General features: G+C 73.0%; 16 protein-coding genes. All 16 read right to left on the reverse strand.

All coding sequences use genetic code 11. The features are described from left to right. Nucleotides 1-79: 79 nt before the first annotated feature. Entirely contained in the window at nucleotides 80-871 is a 792-nt protein-coding gene (locus KPF22_RS31035) for a hypothetical protein (RefSeq protein WP_224404213.1), read from the reverse strand. Nucleotides 872-1,095: 224 nt separating this feature from the next. Then, nucleotides 1,096-1,665: a hypothetical protein gene (locus KPF22_RS31040; protein ID WP_224404214.1), complete on the reverse strand. Its 570-nt coding sequence runs from the start codon at nucleotides 1,663-1,665 to the stop codon at nucleotides 1,096-1,098. Then, nucleotides 1,662-2,480, reverse strand: coding sequence for a ParA family protein (locus tag KPF22_RS31045; protein ID WP_224404215.1), 819 nt, complete (start codon nucleotides 2,478-2,480; stop codon nucleotides 1,662-1,664). The genes KPF22_RS31040 and KPF22_RS31045 overlap by 4 nt, the downstream gene beginning before the upstream one ends. 586 nt (nucleotides 2,481-3,066) lie before the next feature. Then, nucleotides 3,067-5,025, reverse strand: coding sequence for a type IV secretory system conjugative DNA transfer family protein (locus tag KPF22_RS31050; protein ID WP_224404245.1), 1,959 nt, complete (start codon nucleotides 5,023-5,025; stop codon nucleotides 3,067-3,069). After that, on the reverse strand, nucleotides 5,025-6,470 hold the full coding sequence (locus KPF22_RS31055; protein WP_224404216.1) for an alkaline phosphatase PhoX: 1,446 nt from the start codon (nucleotides 6,468-6,470) through the stop codon (nucleotides 5,025-5,027). Before KPF22_RS31055 ends, KPF22_RS31050 begins: the two co-directional genes overlap by 1 nt. Before the next feature lie 47 nt (nucleotides 6,471-6,517). Next, nucleotides 6,518-7,291, reverse strand: coding sequence for a hypothetical protein (locus KPF22_RS31060; protein WP_224404217.1), 774 nt, complete (start codon nucleotides 7,289-7,291; stop codon nucleotides 6,518-6,520). Next, nucleotides 7,291-8,067, reverse strand: a complete 777-nt coding sequence (locus KPF22_RS31065; RefSeq protein WP_224404218.1) for a J domain-containing protein — start codon at nucleotides 8,065-8,067, stop codon at nucleotides 7,291-7,293. Before KPF22_RS31065 ends, KPF22_RS31060 begins: the two co-directional genes overlap by 1 nt. Next, nucleotides 8,064-9,215 (reverse strand): C40 family peptidase, encoded by a 1,152-nt coding sequence (locus KPF22_RS31070; RefSeq protein ID WP_224404219.1) that lies wholly within the window; start codon nucleotides 9,213-9,215, stop codon nucleotides 8,064-8,066. Before KPF22_RS31070 ends, KPF22_RS31065 begins: the two co-directional genes overlap by 4 nt. 8 nt (nucleotides 9,216-9,223) lie before the next feature. After that, nucleotides 9,224-10,921, reverse strand: coding sequence for an ATP-binding protein (locus KPF22_RS31075; RefSeq protein WP_224404220.1), 1,698 nt, complete (start codon nucleotides 10,919-10,921; stop codon nucleotides 9,224-9,226). Further along, nucleotides 10,918-12,450 (reverse strand): SCO6880 family protein, encoded by a 1,533-nt coding sequence (locus KPF22_RS31080; RefSeq protein ID WP_224404221.1) that lies wholly within the window; start codon nucleotides 12,448-12,450, stop codon nucleotides 10,918-10,920. Before KPF22_RS31080 ends, KPF22_RS31075 begins: the two co-directional genes overlap by 4 nt. Next, nucleotides 12,450-14,300 (reverse strand): hypothetical protein, encoded by a 1,851-nt coding sequence (locus KPF22_RS31085; RefSeq protein WP_224404222.1) that lies wholly within the window; start codon nucleotides 14,298-14,300, stop codon nucleotides 12,450-12,452. The genes KPF22_RS31080 and KPF22_RS31085 overlap by 1 nt, the downstream gene beginning before the upstream one ends. Continuing rightward, the gene (locus KPF22_RS31090; protein ID WP_224404223.1) at nucleotides 14,297-15,130 is read right to left on the reverse strand and encodes a hypothetical protein; all 834 of its coding nucleotides are present in this window, start codon (nucleotides 15,128-15,130) and stop codon (nucleotides 14,297-14,299) included. The genes KPF22_RS31085 and KPF22_RS31090 overlap by 4 nt, the downstream gene beginning before the upstream one ends. Nucleotides 15,131-15,141: 11 nt before the next feature. Continuing rightward, on the reverse strand, nucleotides 15,142-15,462 hold the full coding sequence (locus KPF22_RS31095) for a hypothetical protein (protein ID WP_224404224.1): 321 nt from the start codon (nucleotides 15,460-15,462) through the stop codon (nucleotides 15,142-15,144). A gap of 122 nt (nucleotides 15,463-15,584) precedes the next feature. Then, nucleotides 15,585-16,637 carry a hypothetical protein gene (locus tag KPF22_RS31100; RefSeq protein ID WP_224404225.1) on the reverse strand — a complete coding sequence of 351 codons (1,053 nt, stop codon included), beginning with the start codon at nucleotides 16,635-16,637 and terminating at the stop codon, nucleotides 15,585-15,587. After that, the gene (locus KPF22_RS31105; RefSeq protein ID WP_224404226.1) at nucleotides 16,637-17,602 is read right to left on the reverse strand and encodes a serine protease; all 966 of its coding nucleotides are present in this window, start codon (nucleotides 17,600-17,602) and stop codon (nucleotides 16,637-16,639) included. Before KPF22_RS31105 ends, KPF22_RS31100 begins: the two co-directional genes overlap by 1 nt. Before the next feature lie 3 nt (nucleotides 17,603-17,605). After that, nucleotides 17,606-20,131: a transglycosylase family protein gene (locus tag KPF22_RS32825; protein ID WP_305080381.1), complete on the reverse strand. Its 2,526-nt coding sequence runs from the start codon at nucleotides 20,129-20,131 to the stop codon at nucleotides 17,606-17,608. Between the last annotated feature and the right edge of the window lie 49 nt (nucleotides 20,132-20,180).

Consider the following 20,180-nt stretch of genomic DNA (forward strand, 5'->3'; position numbering starts at 1 on the left):
CGGGGGTGTCTCAGAACCCGCGGCAGTCTGCCCGGACGATACCTCCCGACACGGTGGAACGGCGGCGGTTGCCGCGCGGTCAGCGAGACCGCGGTGAAACCGCCGCATCACCGAGCAACTCGGCGTACCGCTCCATCAGCGACGGCGGCGACGGCTCGGGCTCGGATGCCCGCCGCTCCAGCTCCGCGCGCAGAAACACCTCCTGCTCCGCCGCAACACGCAGGCTCTCCTCGTCGGCCACAACCCGCACACCCTGGACCTCCCACGGCCCGGGACACACACCACGGACAGCCGAAGGACTGATGTGCTCGTGCCACGGCGGGTCCACGATCTCGTCCAGCTTGGCGCTCGGCCGAGGACGACCCCATGTCACGCCGAACTCGCGCTCCGCGAGCTCTCGCACGTCCCGGGTGTGGAACCCGTCAGCAAGGCCGAACACACCCCGCTGGATCTTCGGCACATAGACAGGGAACCGCTCCCCTGTGGCCAGCACGCACGCTGTAGACCCTATGTAGACGTGACAGTGCCACCGAGCTGCGTCGATCCCCGGGACCGCAGCCTCCACCACCGCGGCCAACTCCAGACGCGCCGGGCGCCCGACATCGGGGCTCGCTGGATCGGCCGCGTAGCCACACGCCTCCTGCACCCGACGCAGAACCTGCTCCTGCACCAGCTGCGTGTAGGCCGTCCCCCACGCCGCCACGTCCTCGTCCAAGCCAGCTGTGGCCATGCCGTCGAGCATCGCCGACAGCGAGAGGGGAATGCGGAACTGCACTTCATGGGAGTCGCCCGGCGGGGCCGCATGCGGATCACTGACATCGAAGAGCGGCGCCGGGGCGACATGCGTGTCACCGAACTGACCACGAATCATCTCGGCCTCCGATCATCGTCGCTGGTCCCGGCGTCGCTACTAGTGCAGGTAGCGGGCGTAATTCTAGTGCAAGAGTTGTCAGCGCGGTCCGCTTAACCTGGCCGGGACGCCGGAGCGGTCACCTCCGGAGCACAACCCGCGCATGACGAAGCCCCCGGTCTGCATCCTCACGGGTGTAGGCCGGGGGCCTTTGGTTGCTTCTTACTTCTAATGCATCGAGGGCATCATGGGCCTTCCTTGCCCTTTCGGCGCCTGTCCGGCGGCGGCATCGGGAACACGTCCCCGCCGTTGTAGCGCTGCTCCAGGTCCGTCGCGAGCTCGTCCATGAACGCCTCGACTGCGGCGGTCATGTTCTGTGGTACTTCGCCGATGGCCTCCGGGTTCCGGGACGCCCAAAAGATCGCGGCGCGGAACCGGAAGTACACCTCGTCGTGCACGTACTGGGACCGGTAGTAGCGGCGGCCCGGGATGCAGTCCGGGTCCTCCAGTGCGGTCTTGCCCTTCCAGGAGAGGTCCGGTGCTGCGGCCGCGACCGCGTTTCCCGGGCGGCGAGTCGCGCGGCGCGCTGCAGGGCGGCGGACCGTGGCGGGCTTCGCCGGCTCTGGCTCCGGCTGCGGGTCCGGTGCTGCGGAGGTTTTCTCCGCGGCTGGGCTGGGCTCTGCGGGTACGGGGTCCGGCTTCGGAACGGGCGGCGGGACGGGCACCGGCGCGAGCGTCGGGGCCGGAGCGTCCGGGTCGATCGCCGGGCCGCGGTTCATCCGCTGGCGGAGGCGGTCCGCCTTCCCCGGGCTCAACGGAGCACCCCGGCCGGGTGGTCGCCGCGCTGCATGAGGTCGCGCTCGAGGAACGCGCGGAAGATCCGCGCGAGCCCCTGAGCCGGGACATCGGTGCGGTCCCCGAGGCGATCCCCGATCTGAAACGCCTCGTTGACCGCGGCGCGACGCGGGACCTCCGCGCGGACCTCGTCACCGAAGGTCTCCAGGACCTCTGCCCGGATGGCGTCCTCGATGCCAGTGCGCGTGTCGAACCCGGTGATCACGACGCCCGCCCAGCGGAGGGAGTGCGACTTCTGGATCTTCTGGACGCGGGTGCGAGCCTCGACGGCCTTCCGGATCGCGTCCGTCGTCGGCGCGATCGGGGCGTACGCCACGTCGGCGGCGTACATGGCCTGGGTGACGAGCGCGCCGGTGCGGCCGCCGGTGTCGATGAGAATCAGGTCGTACCGCTCGTAGAGTTCGGCGTCTTCCAGGATGTCGTGCAGCAGGTAGGCGTCGCCGATCGCGACCTGCGAGAAGCCCTGGAGGCTCGCTCCGGCCGGGATGACGTCGACACCCGGCCAGGAGCTGGGGCGGATCTCCGCGGTCGCCCGCTTCGCGCCCTTCTCGGAGCTGTCCTCACCGGAGGCGATCCCGGCCTCGTTGAGGATCTCCCCTAGCCCGGTCGCGTGGGCCCCGGCGCCCTGGCGGACGGAAAGGTTCTGCTCTGGGTCGATGTCCAGCAGCAGCGTGCGATACCCGGCGCGTGATGCCTCGCCGGCCATCGTGAGCTGCCACAGCGTCTTGGCCGTCCCGCCCTTCCCTGACAGGACGACCGCGGTGACTGCGGTCATGTACTCCTCGCATCGCATGTATGGCGGACGTTCGGGGCCCGCGTTGCCCGGGAGACTAGCGGTGCGTTCCGGGCTCTCCTAGCCCCGCGGGCGTGTCGGGATTGGCAGGCTTGTTGTACCCCCTGGGCTGTTGGTGCGTTTCAGGCTGTACTAGCCCTGCATGCTTTGAGTGCGTGCAGTGCGTTACTGGCTATGCAGGCTCTGCACGCGTTGCAGGTTCGGGGTGCGTTCAGGGCTTGTGGAGCGTGAAGAGCCCGAGGGGCGTTGCGTGCTCTGTTTGCGTTGAGGGCTACTAGGGCTTTTATAGCTTGTAAGGCACTGGATGCGTTTCATGCTCTAAAAGCTGTTTAAGCCCTGAATGTTCCCGGAGCGTGCGCTGCTTTCCAGGCTTTCCAGGCTTTGCGTGCCCTCAATACTTCTCGGGCGTGAGATGCGTAGAGGGCTGACAAGGCCCGTCATGCTCTGCGGGTGTTGCAAGCCCTGTATGCCTGTGATGCATTGAGTGCTAGGCGTGCGTCAGGACCTTCAGCTCGGCGGCCTGCCGCTCCGAAGGCGGGGAAGATCCCGCGGCGGGCGAGGCGGGCCTTCACGTCCTGCGCGGTGCGCTTCCCGTCGACGACGCGGTCAGCTCGATGCCGCGGGTCCCCCCGGTGCAATAGCCGCGGTCGTCGATCGGGATCGCGGAGCCGTTCCGCAACGTGGCAACGTCGGCGTCAATCGTGGCGTTATCAGGGCGTTCGGTGACGTCGACGGCGTCGGCGACGAAGCAGCGGAGGCCGCGGTGGAGCGCCAGCACCTTACCGGCGGGCAGTTCTCGGATCTGCCCGGGGCGCATTACCGGGACGGTTTCGGTGCTGTAACTGTGGCGTTCTCGGCTGAACAACCCGTCGGCCTGGCTCTGACGTCGGGTGCGTTCGTAGGTGCCGCAGATATCCGAGAGCCATTGCAGGGTGCGGTCGTCCTTGATCCCGCCCCAGGCGGTGAGGGTGGTGGTGTTGTCGCGGACCTCGCGCTCGCCGACGGACCCGAAGAGGCGTTCGAGCTGTGCGAGGGACTGAGCGGCCCAGTGGATCACGACCCCTCGGCCAGCGGCGTCGGAGATGACCTCAGCCAGGCGCGGGACGGGGGTGCCGTTGGCGAGTTCGTCAAACACCACGGTGACCGGCGGGTCGGCCCGTCGTGCCGGGTAGTCCATGGCCATGTCCTGCGCGGTGCGCAGGAAGTGCTCGGCCAACGCGGTCAGTACAGGAACTGCTTCCGCGGCCTGCTGCTGGTCGGCGATTAGGAACAGCGAGCCGCCCTGGCCGATGAACCGGCGCACATCCAGGCCACGCCCGCGGGCCGGGCTCAGCAGGTCCCGCACTCTCGGATCGGTCCAGGCGCCCACGACCCGGCGCACTGACATCCATACCGCTGACGCGGTCCGTGGGTCCAGATCCATCTCCGCGCGAAGGTTGGCCGCCATCTCCGCGCGGCCCGCGTCCTGCAGGATCTTGACCGGCCGGGGGTCGGCTGGCAGCCGCCGCCCCGGCCTGGACGGTGCTGGGCGCTCACCGGCCTGAGTCGGCAACGCGTTCGACGCGTTGGGTTCCGGGGATTCGGTGGCCCACGCACGGATCGTGTCGACCGAGGAGTCGGAGACCGCGGCGGCCACGAGGTAGGCGGTCAGCACGACGACGGCGCGCTCGCGGAACACGCGGTCGTTGCCGGCGCCGCCCCCTCCACCGGCCTCGACACGCAGGGCTGCAGCCTCGACCAGGGTGTAGGCGCGGCGGCTGGCCTCTTGCTGGTCTTGGCAGCCTTCGATCAGTGACCAGCGGAGCGGGGCGGGCCAGCGCAGCCGACCGGTGGCGTCGTAGACGATCACGGGTCCGGCCAGCGGCCTGCGTGACCGTGACAGCGCCGCGAACTCGACCAGATCGAGCTTGGTCGTCGAGCACAGCATCGCCCCGGGTGCATCGAGGACCTTGTGCACCAGGTCCTTGCGGGACTTCCCGGACTGGGTCGGTGCCAGCGTGCCGGTCAGGTTCACGAAAGACCCGTATAGCGGTCTGGCGCGATAGTGATAGAGCGGGAAGCCCAGCTCGGTCGCAGCGGCGCCACGCAACTCCGCACTGCTCATCGACGGCCGCGTACGCGCCGCGCTGCGGCGCACCGCAACCTCCGAGAACTCAGCGCTGATCTGCTTGCCACTGGCATGACCAGGAGGAGCCGGAGCCCAGCGCTTGGCCCACCACACCCGAGCCACCACCGCGAGACCGATGAGTCCCAGCGCCACGACGATCACACAGGTCACAAACAGCGCAGAATGCTCAGTCAGATAGCCGACCGCACTATCAGCGGTCAGCGGCGCACCGAGCCACGATCGAAGCAGCTCGCTCAGATCGTCGAAGCCGACCAGCAGCAATCGCCCGGCACCGGACAACACCCCGGTCGCCACTGAGGCAAGCTCCAGCACCACGACCGCGGCGACAACCAGGCCGAGCGCCGTCGCCGGCAGAACCACCTCCTCGATCCAGGCACGATCAGTACGGGAACGGGTCATCACCCAACAGCTCCTTCACGGGTGGGGGAGTGAGAGCCGCCGTCACGACGTGACGAACCGGTCTCCTCGGAGCGCTCCGACATGCCAGCGGTCGATTGCTGATCCGTGCGGCCTATCGGCGCAGGCGCTTGCCAGGGGCCGGTGATCGCGAACAGCACCCCGGGTTGCTGGATTCCGGCGAAGAGCACCGTTCCGTCGGGGGAGAAGGTGGGGCCGGTGAACTCCGAGCCCATCTGGCTGCGGGCGATGGGGTAGGCGGTCCCGTCGTCGGTGACGCCGGCGAGGTGGTTGTCGCCGTCGCCGTCGGTGGACACGATCAGCCCGCCGAACGGGGCGGCGACGATGTTGTCCGGTGCCTCGACGGTCTCCCCGTCGGCTTCCACAGCGAACACCGTGGTCAGGGTCAGTGTCGAGGCGGTCGGATCGTAGTGCCAGATCTGGCCGCGGTGGGAGTCGGAGAAGCTGGAGACCAGGTAGGCGCCGGGGGCGCCGTCGTGGTCGGCCCACCAGGCGCCCTCAAGCTTCTTCGCCCGGGTGATCCCGTCGAGCGAGCGAACCGGACCCCGCGCTGCGTCGCGGTCGGTGACCGGCACCCACGTGACGGTGTAGGAGGTGCCGACGGTGTCGGCCTGGTCGAGGTCGGCGACGACCTTGCCGGACCGGTCGGCAGCCGCCATCGCGGCGAGCTCTCCGGCGCCCGCGTCGAGGGCCTTGAGCGCGCCGCTGCGGCCGCGGAACCCGGTGGGTGGGGTCCAGCGGTAGACGGTGCCGTAGGGGTTGGAGGTGTCCTCGGTGAGGTAGATGGTGAGGGTGTCGGGGTCGACGCAGCAGGCCTCGTGGACGAATCGGCCGAGGGCTTTGATCGGCTGCGGGTCTCGGTTGGCCTGCAGGTCGACCGGGTCGACCTCGAAGACGTAGCCGTGACCGTCCTTGTCGGTCTCCTCGCAGGTCAGCCAGGTACCCCAGGGGGTGACGCCACCGGCGCAGTTGGTGGAGGTCCCGGCGAGTGCGACGGTCTCCCAGATGAGCTCGCCGTCGGGGGTGGTCTTGACGACGGTGCAGCCGCCGCCGGCGTCCTCGCGCCAGGTGTATCCGCGCAGGTGCGGGACGGCGCCGTCGTCGTCGGGGCCGCCGCGGACCTCGTGGTTGAGCACCACGAGCACGTTTCCGTCCGGGGCGGGGAAGGCGGCGGCACCGTCGTGGATCCCGGGGGAGGCGTGGTCGGAGTAGAGGCGGGTCTTACCGGCCTGGGTGACCACTCGGTAGGAGAACCCCTCGGGCAGCGCGAGCATGCCCTTCGGGTCGTCGACCAGCGGCCCGTACCCGGCCGCGGGCGCGGGCTGGGCTGCGGGGCGGGTGAGCAGGCCGTGGACGGGCCCGGACACAGCGACGCCGAGGCCGAGCTGCCCGGAACGGCGTAGGAACGCGCGGCGGTCGATCGGCATGCGGGACCTCCAGGGAAGCGGGCCGGATGAGAGGGGGAGCAGGGTGCTCACCAGGGCAGGTCTGTCTGCGTGGCCGGCCCGACGCGGGCGCGGTGGGTGGTGATGTGCCAGTCGGCGGCGTCGATGGCGGTCTCGGGGTCGGGGTAGGCGCCGGCTTCGCGGACCGCGGTGAGCGCGACGAGTTCCCCGGCGGAGACCCGGCGGTAGGTGTGGATCTGGTCGCGGCAGCCGCCGTGGGCGGGGTAGTGGCGGATCGCGCACTGCCCGGTCGGTGGTCCGAGGTCGTCGCGCACTGCGCGGGGCAGCACGTCGACGGCGTGGTCGGTCATCCGCACCTCTGCCTCGCCGGGGTCGGCCGTGGCGGGGGTGTGTGGGGGGCGGGCCCAGCGCTGGGTGGTGGGCCCCGGCCCGGTCAGGGGGTGGGTGCTGACCAGGACGTGGCCGGTGCCGGTGCGGCGCAGCTGTGGCGTGGTGCCGGTGCTGGTCGCGGCGCCGGTGGGGGTGAGGGTTTCGCGGGCGCGGACGGTGAGCAGGACAGTGGTGGAGATCCACCAGGCGTCGGTGTCGTGCCAGTACCGCCCCGCGCTGTCGCGGCGGGTCACGGCGGCGTAGGTGCCAGCCGCGAACACCGGCCCGGCGGTGGGCTCGGCGGTGTGCCCGGCCGCGGACAGGGCGAGGCGCGCAGGTTCGGGCAGCCGGTCCCAGCCGACCGGCTCGTCACGGCGCCAGCGGATCCGCGCACCCTGCGCCGGGCCTTGGGCCGGCTGGGCGGTGGGCGCGGTGGCGGGTGGGCGCGGTGTGCGGCGGGCCAGGAACCCCATCAGCGGACCTCCTCAGGACGATGGTGGCGGGCGCGCCGGTGCACGGCGGCAACGGTGAGAAAGCGGACGGTCCAGCAGGCCAGCGGGATCGCGGCCGCCGTCCCGACGACCAGGGCCTCGACCGGTGCGCGGTCGTGCCCGGCCAGGGCCAGGGCCGCGGCGAGGAGTACCGCCGCGAGGACCGCGGCCGCGGCGAGCGGTCTGTGCGGGAGCGGCGCGAGCCGCCAGATCCCCAGCAACAGCCGACCACCCACGCGGTGGACGTCGATCTGGCCCACGGGCCACCCCGCCGGCCAGCGACCGCCCGGTGGGGCAGCGCCGGGCCCGCAGCCGTGCCCCGGGGCGGGCCGCCTGACGTGGTGGGGCCTGACGTTGTGGGGCCTGACGTTGTGAGGCCTGACGTTGTGAGGCACGGCGGGGGTGGTCGGGAGGTAGTCGTCGACGATGACGGGTGGCCCGGCCGGTGCGTAGTCGTCGTAGCGGTCGCCGTCGTCCCCGGCGCTTGTGCCCGTACCCGGGGCCCCGACGTCGTGAGGGGCAGCCTGGGCGGCGCGGATGGCGTCGTAGTCGGCGCGGCGGGACGGGCGCGACAGCACGGCGTAGGCGGCGCTGACCTGCCCGAACCGCACTGCGGCGGCGGGGTCGGGGTTGCGGTCGGGGTGCAGGGCCATCGCGAGGCGTCGGTAGGCGCCGCGCAGCTGCGCGGGTGTGGCGTCGGCACCGACGCCCAGGTCGGCGTAGAGGTCACGCTGGTGCAGGTCCGGGTGAAGGGTCATGGCCCGACCTCCGCCAGTGCGGCGGTCACCGGCCCGGCCGGGGCCGGAACCCCGGCGGGGCCGGCGATGTGGCGGACGTGGGTGATCTTGTCGGCCCAGTCCGAGAGCGGCTGCAGGATGACTCCGGTGCTGGAGTCGTAGGCGTTGACGACCAGGCCGTTGCCGACGTACATGCCGACGTGGCGGGGGTTGGTGGGGGAGCCGAGCGAGCCGGGGATGAACACCAGGTCGCCGGGGGCGATGGTCGCGGGGCTGGCGGGGGTGCCGGCGTTCTTCTGGTTGACCGTGCCTGCGGGGATCGGGACGCCTGCGGCGGCCCAGGCGGCGAGCATCAGCCCGGAGCAGTCGAACCCGTTGGGGCCCTTCGCACCCCAGATGTAGGGCTTGCCGAGCTGGGCCAGGGCGTAGGTGACCGCGGCGCGCTGTGCGGGGTCGGTGGGCGGGACGAACCCGGGCGGGAGCTTGGTCGGGTCGATGTTCGACGGGGCCAGCGGGACCCCGGCGCCGCCCTGGTCGGGGCAGGCGAACGCGGTCGAGGCCAGCTGCACGTCCGGTGCGGCACCGGGCGCGGCGGGGACGGGGCTGTCCGGGCCGACCCAGAACCGGTCGACCAGGGCTGCGGCCGGTGCTTCCTGGGGGGCGTAGCGGTCGGGGAACGCCGAGCGCTGCACCGCCTGCGCCGCGGTCCCCGGCGGCATGGTCGCCCAGCCGGGCAGGGCGATGAGGCGGTCCAGGAAGATCCGAGTCGCGTAGTCGGGGTTGAGGACCTGCTCGGGTGTGCCCCAGCCCTGCGAGGGCCGCTGCTGGTAGAGGCCCAGGGAGTCGCGGTCGCCGTGGCCGACGTTGACCAGTCTCGATTCGACGATCACCGTCGAGATCGCGATGACCGCGGCCCGGCGCGGGAGGCCGCGCTGGGCGACGATGTTGACGATCGTGGCGGCGTTGTCGGTCTGCTCGGCGTTCCAGTCGGTGCCGCCGATGGACTGCGACCCGCCACCCAGGCCGCCGTCGCCGCCGCAGCCGCCGCCGGGCAGGGCACCATCGACCAGCACGCTGAGCATGGCCATCCCCATGCTGAACGTGGCGGCGAGGAACGTCAGCACCGCCGCGGCCAGCGCGAGTGCGATCGTCGCCTTCTTCTGGTCCACGGGTCAGCTCACCGGTGGGTGCCGTTGCGCCGCGCCGGATCCCCACCGGCGCCGGCCAGCGCCGGGCCGCCACCTGCGGTGTCGGGGACGGCGACCAGCCGCGGCCGCCCACCCGTGGGGTCGGCGGGCTGGTCGAGGGCGGTGGCGCGCAGCCCGGCGTTGGTGTCGAAGATGGCGCGCTCGGTCGCCGAGAGCACGGTCTGGATCTTCATGCCGGGCCGGTTCTCCAGCTTCCACAGCGCCCGGCCCTGGCCCTCCATCGCCCAGCCGGTGATCACAGCCTGCTCGCGCTCGGACAGCCCGAGCTCGTCGGCGAGCTCGTCGCCGACCCGGGTGGACTGGCCGAGCAGGATCCGGGTCGAACACAGGGCCAGCAGGTCCTTGGCGATGGAGACCTCCTGGGACCCGGCGGCGCCGACCGAGAGCAGGTCCGAGGGCTTGTGCATCACCAGGAGCTGGATCTTGCGTTCGGCCCGGGACAGCCGCAGGTCGGAGTCGACGGCCTGGACGGCGCGCAGCCCGAGGCGCATCTGGCGCCACACCTCGTCGCGCACGACGATGCGCACGTCGCCGTCGTCCTGCAGGTCGGTGATCATCGATGACCAGGAGCCGAGGCAGGTCAGCGCGACCGCGATCGCCTGGTCCCCGCGGGACCGCAGCAGCGACAGATCCATCGACTGGACCGGGGCGTCCCAATCGAGGTCGAAGTTGGTGGGTTCGTCGAACAGCCCGGCCAGCGGTCCGACGACGAGGTTGGACAGGGCGTCGGTGATCTGGCGGGTGTGGTCGAGGAACTGGCGGCGGTCGGCGAAGCGCAGCTCGCGCCACAGGTCGTCGGTGGGTGCGGCGAGCTGCGCCACGACCTGCGGGATCGTGATGGGGCGCAGCTCGGTGTAGCCGTCGGCGGCGCCGACCAGGCGGGTCAGCACGGTGGACAGGACGAGCTCGTCGGTGACGGTGGGGTCGTAGCCCTGGGCCTCGGCCAGCGCGGTGAGCAGCCGGGTCCAGCGGGCGGTGATCCCGGTGAGCTCCTCACGCTGGCGCTCGACGCCCCAGCTGGCCCAGCGGGTGCGGATCGGCCCGAGGTCGAGGGCGTTGAGCCGGTGCGGGCTACCGCGGCCGAGCGCGATCGGGGTGATCCCGAGGGAACGCAGCAGGGGGGTGTACTCGCCCTTCACGTCACCGGAGATCAGCGAGCGGACCCCGAACAGCATCATCCGCAGCATCAGCGCCACGACCGAGGAGGACTTCCCGCGGCCGGGTTCGCCGAACACCACCAGGTTGGGGTTGGTGACCATCTGGCGCAGGACCCACTCGGTGGGGTGGACATAGAAGGCGCCGCCGGACTGGGTGTCGTAGCCCAGCCGGGCGCCGATCGCGGGGACGCCGTTGGAGGCCAGCAGCGGGAACAGCCCGCCCACCTCGGCGGTGGTCGCGCGGTAGACCGGTGCGCGGCGGGCGGCGTCGACTGCGGCCCAGCCGCGGCCGGGTTCGCGCGGCCCCTGCATCGGGGCGGTGGCCTGGTTGACCCGCTGCCGCCCGCCCGAGCGGCGCCGGGGCTGCTCGCCCGCCGCGCGGGCGGGTACGGCGGGGTCGGGTCCGGGGCGGGTGACGGGGATGCCGTCGAGGTCGGTGAACTGGGCCAGCAGCTCACTGGTGCTGCGGGGCTGCGGGCGCCGGCGCCGGCGGCGAGGCGAGATGCTCATGCGGTGAACGCCCTCTTCTGACGGGGCAGCCCGATCCCGACCGGGAGCGCGGCCGCGACGAACGCGGAGTCCTGGGCGAGCTCGAGGCGCAGTAGCCGGAACCGGCCTGAGGCGTCGTTCTCCAGGCGGGCGGCGTGGTCCTCGACGTTCCAGTCGGCCGGGACGGTGATCGAGGAGGCGACGGTGTAGCGGACCACGGCGTGCCCGGCCGCGACCGCGGCCTCCTGCTCTCGGGCGCCGCGCTGGCGCCGCGAGTCGATCTCGGTGGTGTTGAACCCGCGGGCGGCCTTCGCATCGACCAGCACGTTGTTGCGGAACCGGTCGCTCTTGACCACCCGGGCGCCCTCGGCGGCGGAGAGGATCTCGTAGTGGACTGCCAGGGTGCGGCGCTCACCGGCGGTACGCACCGCCAGCAGCGGGCCGAGTGACCCGAAGGTCGTGCCGGACTCGGGGGGCTGCACGGCGTAGGACACCGAGGAGAACCCGTCGTGGTGGTAGGCCCGCGCGGCCGGGGCCGGGGCGAGTGCCGGCCCGGCCTGGGAGACCGGCAGCCCGACGGTGCCCTCGGGGTCGGGGCTGGTCAGGTGGCGGAACGACAGGCTCGCCGCCGCGGCCGGGTTGAACCCGGTCTTGATCGCCTCCGCGACGCCGGTGGAGGTCAGCCAGGTCACCGAGGTCACCCCGAGCCCGCGCAGCCCATCGGCGACCCCCTCGAGGAGCCGGTAGAGGGCGTAGGCGCGCCCTGCGATCCCGCCGCCGGCGGCCTTCGCGGGGCGGCGCAGCGCCTCCTCGGTGCCCGACACGGTCACGAACAGCTCGGTGCGCACCGACACCGAGGCGACGTCGTGGTCGATCTCGACGGTGACCTGGCGGGCCAGGGCGGGGGCATCGGGGCGCTGGTGGCGCTCGCGCCACACCGCGTACTCGGTGCCGTCGTCGGGCACGGTGCGCACGCACAGCGAGACCCGGTCGACGATCTCGCGGTGGCCGAGCCCGACCAGCATCGACCCCAGTCGGGACGCCAGGCGTTCGCACTCGTCGTCGGAGAGCATCCCGACCCCGGAGTGGGTGAGCTTCGCCGTGGCGCCCCACCGGCCCTCGGCGGTGTCGTGGATCAGGCAGATCCGCGAGCCGCGGAACTCCGGGCCGTCGGGGAACTGCAGGCGGGCCAGGACCCCGGGCAGGTCGGGTTCGGTGTGGTCACCGGCCAGGCCGGCGGCCGCGCGGGACTGCCAGGGAGACCAGCGCATCAGCACTCCTGTCTGGAACATGATCAGGTCGGCCAGCCAGCGGAACGCGGGGCGGCCGTGGATCGGGATGAGGATCAGGACGGCGACGAACGCGGCGAACAGGCCCCAGCCGAGCGTCGCCGACCACTGGTTGCGTGACATCGCGATCAGCGCGGGCGTGCAGACCGCGATCAGCAGGAACGCCTGGACCGGGGTCATGCCCGCGATCCAGCCGATCCCCTCCTTGTGGTTGAGGCCCCGGTAGATGCGAGGCCCGGGCGAGGTGGTGTCGGTGCTCATCAGGTCGGCTCCTCACGAGGCGGCGCAGTACGCGGCGGCGCAGTACGGGGCGACTTGCCGCGGGGTTGAGCGGGCCGGGGCGGCGCGGTCCGCGGTGGTTCAGCAGGTCCCGGGGCCGGTGTGGTGGGCGCCCCGTCCGTTCCGGCGGTCACCGGAGGGGGCTCAGGAGGGTCCTGCGAGTGCCCCGAGGAGGGGGCGGTGTCGGGGCGTCCGGCCTCGGGTGGGCCGGGGTCGACCGGCGGCGGATCCGGAGCGGCGCCGCCCGGTGGGACTGCTGCAGGACCCGACGAGCCTGGGCTGTCGCCGGGGTCGATCCCCACCGAGTAGGGGCCGATCGCCGTATAGCTCTTCGCGTCCTGGGCGGAGTGCGCTGCAGAGCCGGCCGCCGAGCTGATCATGTCCCCGCTCGGGCCGGCGCCGGGCGCGGGGCCCGGGTGCCCGACCCCGGTCTGGGCCATCTGGGACGAGCCGTAGCCACCCGCGGCCTGAGCGGCGGCCTTGGTGGCCAGGTAGCCACCGACGAGGGCCGCACCGGCGATCCCGCCGGCGGCACCGACCCCGGCCGCGACACCGCCCGCGGCGGCACCGCCACCCGCACCACCCGCGGCGGCGCCGCCACTGGCGGCACCGCCCGCGCTGCCCCCGGCGCCGGCTGCGCGGCCGGTCGCGGCGGGGGAGGTCGCGGTGCTGCCGCCGAGCTCGCCGCCCCCACTGCTCGCGGGACCAGCGCCCGACGAGGAGGAGGATTGCATGTGGCGGGCGATGTTGGTCGCCTCGCTGCTGCCGCTGTCGCTGCCGGCCGGGCCCGACCCGGACATGCTTGATGAACCGAAGGAGCGCACCGCGATCCCGGCGCCGGTGCCCGGGTCGACGAAGGCCAGGAGCCGGTAGAGCACCATCGGGCAGAACAGGCTGATCAGCAGTACCGCGGTCCCGGCCAGCAGACCGGCGACGCCTTGGGTGCGGGACATGATGTTGACCCCGATGACAACGACCAGCGCGAGTGCGGGCTTCATCAGCACCGCGGCCAGGATCCAGCGCACGGCGCGCCAGAACATCGACGCGGTGGTGTCGGAGACCAGGCAGGCGGCGGCGATGGGGATGGTCGCGATCAAGACCATGATCGCGGCCGCGCGGAAGATCATCGCGAGTGCGAAGCCGATGGCGGCCGGGATGACCCCGAACAACGCGGCGATGCCCAGGATCATCGATCGGACGCTGTCCTCGACGTCGGCGCCGAGATCGGGGTTGTCACCGAAGCGGTCGGCGACGGCGGGGTTGTCCATGATCGCGGTGAAGCTGCCCTGCTCACCGAGGTTGGACAGGAACATGGCGGTGAGCCCGTCGGCACCGGTGAGCAGCGCGGCGACGGCGCCGGTGGTGACGGCCAGCGCGATCCCGAACTGGACCGGGCCGGTGACCGCACGGAACATGCCGCGTCCGCCCCGCAGCGCGACCGAGGCGAGTTGGTAGAAGAACAGGCCCAGCGCGATCAGCGCGGCCAGCCAGATCATCGTCGACCACAGCGAGCCCAGATCCAGCGCGCCCTGGGGCGGATCCGGAGGCGGGGCGGCGGATCCGGGAACGGGGGCGGGGACGGGGACGGAGTCGGCGTCGTTGCCGGTGATCGTGGCGGGAGAGACGTGCGAGACGGTGTCGGCGAGGCTGAAGCCGCCTTTGAGCAGCCAGATCGCCGAGTCCCACACGGTCTGCATGGCGTCGCTGAACGCGTTCTGGGCGATGCCGCTCAGGGAGCTACCGACCAGATCCGGGACGGGGTTCCACCCTCCGCCCCCGTCGTCGGCCGGGGGCGGAGCGGGGTCCTGAGCCGGCCAGGCCAGGCTGTTCATCGGACGATGTCCCGGTACCCGACGGCGACGGCTTCATCGCTGCCCGGCCACGCAGCGGGAGCATCGGCCGCGGCAGGCCCGGAGGCGATCCGCCACTGGTCCGCGACGCGGCGCATCGGTAGGCAGGTGCCCAATCCTGCGTTGACCACGCGGCCCTTGTTGTCCGCGATGAGTTCGCCCAGGACGCAGGCCACGGTGTAGGTGCCGTCGTCGGTGGTGCCCTTGATCAGCGCGCTGGTGGGGGCCCAGGAGATCGTCATCCCGGAGCGCAGCGGCCCGGATTCGCGCATGTTCGCCGCTCGCCGCAGACTCATGAGGTTCCGCGAGGCGGGCGTCTGCTCCGCGGCAGCGGCACCGGGCTCGGCCATCGAGTTGTAGGCCTGGGCCCAGACCTGCGGATCAGCGCCGGACATCCCCACCCGGGCCAGTTCGATCACCTGCGCGACCGCGCCCTCCTCGCTGTCGGGGAAGCCGGTCGGGACCAGTACCCCCGCCACCTGTTGCGGCTGGGGGAGCGTGATCGGGGGGCCCGCGGTGCGGGTCGACAGTGTGTGGGGCAGCGCGGCTTGAGCGGGGATCTCGAGCATGGGGCGGCGGGCCAGCGCCGTCTCCGCCTCGGGCCCGCTACCGGCGCTCGCTCCGCCGGGTGCGGGCGCGGTTGCGGTCCCCGGGACCGAGGAGTCGGATCTATCGGGACTACCGCTGCCGAACATGCCGGTCAGTGACACGACAACGCCGACCAGCAGCGCCACCACCAGTACCGCGACGACCCCGAGGGTCAGCAGCGCCCGCCGTCGACTACCGCCGTCGGGCAGTTGGTCGGTGCTCATCAGGCGGGCCATCACGCGGCGGAGGCGGCGAACTGGGAGACCAGGGTGTATCCCAGGCCGAACAGCACGGCCAGGGCCAGGCTGCCCACGATCATCCGGGCGCCGAGGCGGCCTGAGCCGTGGTGGTCCCACAGCCGCCCGGCGGTCGCGGCGACGATCCCGCCGAAGAACAGGCCCAGGATGCAGATCCCGGCGATCCAGCGCAGGTAGCTGACGACGTCCTCGATCGCGCCGGCGCCGGGCGGGGCCTGCGGGCCGGGGTTGGGGATGTCCTGGGCAGGCAGCAGGTGGATCTGAGCCAGGGACTCGCTGATCACGTGGGTGAGGGACATGTCGTGTACTCCGCAGGCTTGGGGGTGGATGGGATGGAGACCGGCGCTGGTCGGGCCTGGCCGGCAGACCGATGTCGGTAGAGCGGTGTCGGGGTGACGGCGGTGGGGGCGCCGGGGGTGGGTCAGCGCCGTCGCGGTGAGGTGATCAACCGCCACGACGCGAGCAGCGGGCGCAGGGCCTCCACCGCCCGGGCCGGGCTGGGTTCGTCGCTCACCCCGCCGACCTCCCAGGCCGGGACGTGCGGCACGAACAGGGCCTCGTCCAGCAGTGCCGCGACCCGGGGGCCGGCCGCGCCGGCCACCCCGGCGGGCCACTTGCGGGCCCCGTTGACCACGAGTTGGTAGATCGGGGTGGCCAGGCCGCGTTGGACCCAGGGGTCGAGGCGGGCCAGCAGTTGCTCGGCCTGGCGCAGGGACGGTCGGGTCGCGCGCACGACCAGGATCGGGCGCTGGGTGGGCAGTCCGCGGCGTAGCCAGCCCCCGGCCCCGTAGATCGGGGAGGCGGCGGCGCGCCAGCCGCCGTGGCCGAGGTCGACGACAGTGGCGTGCAGCGGGTCCGGCGCGGGGTTGGGCAGCCAGTCCGGTGGAGGGGGCACCATCCCCGGGGTGATCGCCGGAAGGGCGGTCTCCAGCCGGGCCAGGAGGGCGTCGTCGCGCCAGCTGTAGCGCACGGTGAGGTGGTCGTTGACCTGCCGCGTCCACGGGCCGTCCACCGAGGAGGCACCGGCCAGGCCGGAGCGGGCGGGGTCGTCGGCGTCGATGAGCAGCGCGCACCGCTGGTCCTGCTGCAACGCATCCACGATCGCGGCCGCGACACACGACGCCCCCGCTCCGGCGGATCCGGCGAGCACCGGGATCAGCGGGCCGAACGCTGCCCAGGACACCGGCCGGGACTCGGGGAACACCGTCCGGGTCCGGGTCTGGGCGGTGTCGGTGGCGGCGCCGAGCTCGGCGGCCACCTCGACCGGGTCGGGGCCGTAGCCGTCGTCGACAGCGGCGGCCGCGGAGGTGGTGTTGACCAGGTCCTCGCTGTCGACGATCTCCAGCCCGCTGGGTGCGCGCGAGCGCGCCGCAGCACCGAGCCGCTGGTTGAGTTCATACGAGCTGCGCGGCGGCGACGCCCCGGGCGCCGCCCAGCGGTCGTGCGGGTCGGCCGTGTTCCTGGGTGAGGTCATCAGCTGGTCCCTCCTCGAGGGGCGGTCCGGGCGAGCGCAGGGTCGGGTGCGGGGGGCTGGTCGGGGAGCTGCGCGGCGGAGTCGGCGGCCTCGTAGACCTCGCGGGCCGCGGCGCCGAAGCGGGGTGAGACCAGCTGGGTGGCATCGCCGCCGGACACGACCCCGACGACCTGCCCGCGCCCGGCCGCGGCGTCCGGGCCGGCCAGCCAGGGCCCGCCCGAGGCGCCCTCGGTCATGTCGCAGGTCATCGCCAGCACCTGCCCGCCGTCGCGGTCAGGCCGGGTGAAGGTCTCGACCGCGGCGGGGCCGTCGCAGCCCCGCAGGGACTGCCCGTCGTAGACGCCGGTGGCCGGGTAGCCCAGCGCGGCGACCGGGAGCTGGTCGGGGGTGGTGAAGCGGATGCCCTGGGCCCCGAGGACCTGCTCGGGCAGGATCCCGCCGCGGGGCAGCAGCGTCACGAACGCGAAGTCGGTGTCGGCGGCGACGTCGTTGATGGGGGAGTCGATCTGCTGCCAGGCCGGTGGCACGTAGGCGGTGTCGACGGTCCAGCGGCCCAGCGGTTCCTCACCCGCGGCGTAGCCGGGGATGAAGAACGCCCCGTCGACTCGCCAGCTGCCGGCGAGCCACACACAGTGTGCGGCGGTGGCCAGTACCCGCCGCGACCGTGAGGCGACCACCGCCGCCGAGCACTGGTGGCGGCCGCCGTCGACGACCAGTACCCCGACCGAGGTCGCCGACAGCCCGCCGACGACCGGCCCGGCCTGGCCCTGCACCGGCGGCGCCGGCGCCAGGGATGTGATTGGGGTCCTCGGGTCGGCCGACCCCCACGGTGCGGCCGACCCGAGTCCCACCACCCGAGTGCCCTGCGGGGCCTCGGAGGTCCACAGCGCCAGCGCCAACGCCGCGGTCATCACCGTGGTGAGGACCGTGGTCGTCGACGTCGTGCGCCAGTTGCGGTTGGTCATGGCTCAGGCCAGACCCAGCTTCTTCGAGCACGCCGGCCATGCCGAGTAGCCGTCGCGGTCGGCGCGGACCTGCTCCGCGACCGCGATCTGCTCCTCGCGGCTGGCCTCGTGGGCCGAGCCGGTGCCGCCGTAGGCCGCCCAGGTGGCCTGGTCGAACTGCAGCCCACCGGAGTAGCCGTTGCCGGTGTCGATCGCCCAGTCCCCGCCGGACTCGCACTGGGCGAGCCGGTCCCAGGTCGCGGCCTGCGCGCTGCCACCGGCCACCGGTGCGGGCTCGGATCCCTCCGGGTCCCGGGGCTGCTCCCCGTCCTCGGACGAGCCGCCCTGCCCGTCGGAGCTTTCCTGGGGTTCCGAGCTTCCCTGCTGGTCGGAGCCGGTCTGCCCGGCCTCGCCCGGACTGTCGCCCTGCTGGTCGCTGGGCTGGTCGGTCTGCCCCGCGCTGGTCTGACCCTGCCCGGTCTGGTCCGCGCCGGGCCGCGAGATCGGCTCCCCGGCCTGCGGGCTCTGCACGTCGTCTCCGCCCGCCGCGTCGCTGCCCGACCCGGCTCCACCGGTGTCGGCGTCGCCGTTGCTGGTGGAGGGCTGCTCGGAGCTGCCGGTCTCGCCCTGTCCCGTGCTGTCCGTCTCCTGCTCATCGGGCTGGGTCGAGCCCGAACCGGCGTCCGACCCGGTGCCGGAGCCACTGCCGGCGCCACTGCCGGAGTCGGAGCCGGAACCTGTGTCGGAGCCGATGCCGGCGGCGTCGAGCTTCTCGGCGAGCTGCTCGGCCAGCGGGTCGGCGTCGGCGGCGTCGCGCACCTGCTCGGCCAGCTTCTCCGCCCCGGCCTCCCACGCATCACCTGCGCCGCCGGTACCGACCTGCTCGGTCGTCGACGGCGACTCACCACCGCCCGACGACGACGTCGTGGACGCGTCACCCGAGTCCGAGGTCGTCGACGAGTCGGTGTCCGATGAGCCCGAACCGGTGCCGTCGGAATCGGCCGTGCTGGTGCTGTCGGAGCCGGTGCTGTCGGAGCCGGTGCTGTCCGTGCCGGTGTCGCTCGACCCGGAGCCTGATGAGGTGGGGGAGTCCCCGGAGCCGAGGTCGTCGAGCTGGTCGAGCTTGGCCAGGTCCGCGGGGTCGGCCCCGAGCTTCTCCAGCTGCTCACGGTCCAGAACCCCGAGCACGGAGTCGCGGACCTGCCCGGCGTCGGAGTCCGAGCTGGCACCGAGAGCCTGCATCAGCTCACCGACCAGCTGCAGCGCGATCCGCGCCTTCTCCAGGTCCTGGGTCGAACCACTCCCGGAGGAGGTGGCGGACTCGCTCGTGTCCGACGAGCCGTCCGAGCCCGACGAGGTGTCCGAAGCGTTGTCCGGCGAGGTGTCCGTGCTCGTCGAGCTGTCCGAGTCCGCCCCGGCACTGGTGTCGTTCGTGGTGTCGTCGGTGCTGCTGGTGCTGTCCTGGTCCGACGAGCCGGGGTCCGAGTCACCGGAGGTCGAGCTGCTGGAGTCCGAGCTGTCGGAGTCCGAGGAGTCCGGCTCCGACGGGCCCGAGGGGTCGGGGTCCTGTCCGCCGGCGGTGCTCGGTGCGCCGGTGTCGGGCTGCTCGGCGGCGTCGCCGTCGTCGGCGGGGCTGTCCGAGCCGGTCTCGCCGGTGCTCGGGCTGCTGGTGTCGTCGCTGTCCGGCGTCGCATCCGAGGGCGAGTCCTCGTCCGGCTCGGGGTCCGGTGTCGCTGCGGGCGCCGCCGGTGCCGGAGCTGGGGCTGGGGCGGCGGGTGCGGCCGCAGCGGGCTTCGGCGCCGGCGCAGCGGGCTTCGGCGCCGGTGCCGGGGCGGCGGGTGCTGCGGTGGCACCGGCGTGGTCGATGCAGGTCTGGGGCAGCGCGGGCTCGGCCTGGCGCTTGGGGTTCGAGGCGGCAGGTCGTCCGGCGGACCCCGCGCTGCTGGGCGCGGGCTTGGGTTTCCCGATCTCGGTGACCGCCTCACCGGCGGAGGTGACCGCACCGACGGCGCTGTCCGCGGCGTTGCCGAGAGACTCGCCCAGCTCGGCGACCGGACCCGGCGCGGGCGGCGGCGGGTCCTTGGGCAGCAGGTCGGCAGGGGTCGGACCGAACCCGGCGCGGGCCAGCTTCGCCGCGACCTGCTGCAGGTGCGGATCGGCGGCGTCGAGGGTGTTGAGCTGGTCGGAGACGTCCACGGCCTTCTGCCGCCACCCGGGCGGCTGGGTCGCGGGGGTGAAACCGAGCCCGGCGATCTCGCGGGCCAGCCCCTGAGCCCTGGTGTCGTCGCTGACGGCGAGATCGGCCAGTAACGCCCGGGTCTGGGTGCGGGTCTCGCGGGCGGCGGCGAGCTGGCGCACGGCCTTGCCCTCGTTGCAGCCGACCGCGGTCAGGCCGAGCTGGGCGGGTAGCGGGCTCAGCGAGAACGCGGTCACCCCGACCAGCGCTCCGGCGGTCAGCACCGCGACCGCGGCGCGGCGCGCGGCAGGACCGCGCGAGGACGGGGGGAGGTGCTCGGCCCACGAGGGGCGCGGCGTGCGGTTCCAGGGCATGTCACAGGTCCTCTGTCAGGTGATCCGGGGGCTGTCTCACGAGCAGGTC

Origin of the sequence: Pseudonocardia sp. ICBG1034, assembly GCF_020131375.1 — a bacterium.
Lineage (GTDB): Bacteria > Actinomycetota > Actinomycetes > Mycobacteriales > Pseudonocardiaceae > Pseudonocardia > Pseudonocardia alni.

Excerpts from the sequence above, each read along its gene's own strand:
- KPF22_RS31035 (WP_224404213.1), bottom strand. The coding sequence starts at position 871 with ATGATTCGTGGTCAGTTCGGTGACACGCATGTCGCCCCGGCGCCGCTC.
- KPF22_RS31045 (WP_224404215.1), bottom strand. The coding sequence starts at position 2,480 with ATGACCGCAGTCACCGCGGTCGTCCTGTCAGGGAAGGGCGGGACGGCC.
- KPF22_RS31050 (WP_224404245.1), bottom strand. The coding sequence starts at position 5,025 with ATGACCCGTTCCCGTACTGATCGTGCCTGGATCGAGGAGGTGGTTCTG.
- KPF22_RS31055 (WP_224404216.1), bottom strand. The coding sequence starts at position 6,470 with ATGCCGATCGACCGCCGCGCGTTCCTACGCCGTTCCGGGCAGCTCGGC.
- KPF22_RS31060 (WP_224404217.1), bottom strand. The coding sequence starts at position 7,291 with ATGGGGTTCCTGGCCCGCCGCACACCGCGCCCACCCGCCACCGCGCCC.
- KPF22_RS31065 (WP_224404218.1), bottom strand. The coding sequence starts at position 8,067 with ATGACCCTTCACCCGGACCTGCACCAGCGTGACCTCTACGCCGACCTG.
- KPF22_RS31075 (WP_224404220.1), bottom strand. The coding sequence starts at position 10,921 with ATGAGCATCTCGCCTCGCCGCCGGCGCCGGCGCCCGCAGCCCCGCAGC.
- KPF22_RS31080 (WP_224404221.1), bottom strand. The coding sequence starts at position 12,450 with ATGAGCACCGACACCACCTCGCCCGGGCCTCGCATCTACCGGGGCCTC.
- KPF22_RS31085 (WP_224404222.1), bottom strand. The coding sequence starts at position 14,300 with ATGAACAGCCTGGCCTGGCCGGCTCAGGACCCCGCTCCGCCCCCGGCC.
- KPF22_RS31090 (WP_224404223.1), bottom strand. The coding sequence starts at position 15,130 with ATGAGCACCGACCAACTGCCCGACGGCGGTAGTCGACGGCGGGCGCTG.
- KPF22_RS31095 (WP_224404224.1), bottom strand. The coding sequence starts at position 15,462 with ATGTCCCTCACCCACGTGATCAGCGAGTCCCTGGCTCAGATCCACCTG.
- KPF22_RS31100 (WP_224404225.1), bottom strand. The coding sequence starts at position 16,637 with ATGACCTCACCCAGGAACACGGCCGACCCGCACGACCGCTGGGCGGCG.
- KPF22_RS31105 (WP_224404226.1), bottom strand. The coding sequence starts at position 17,602 with ATGACCAACCGCAACTGGCGCACGACGTCGACGACCACGGTCCTCACC.
- KPF22_RS32825 (WP_305080381.1), bottom strand. The coding sequence starts at position 20,131 with ATGCCCTGGAACCGCACGCCGCGCCCCTCGTGGGCCGAGCACCTCCCC.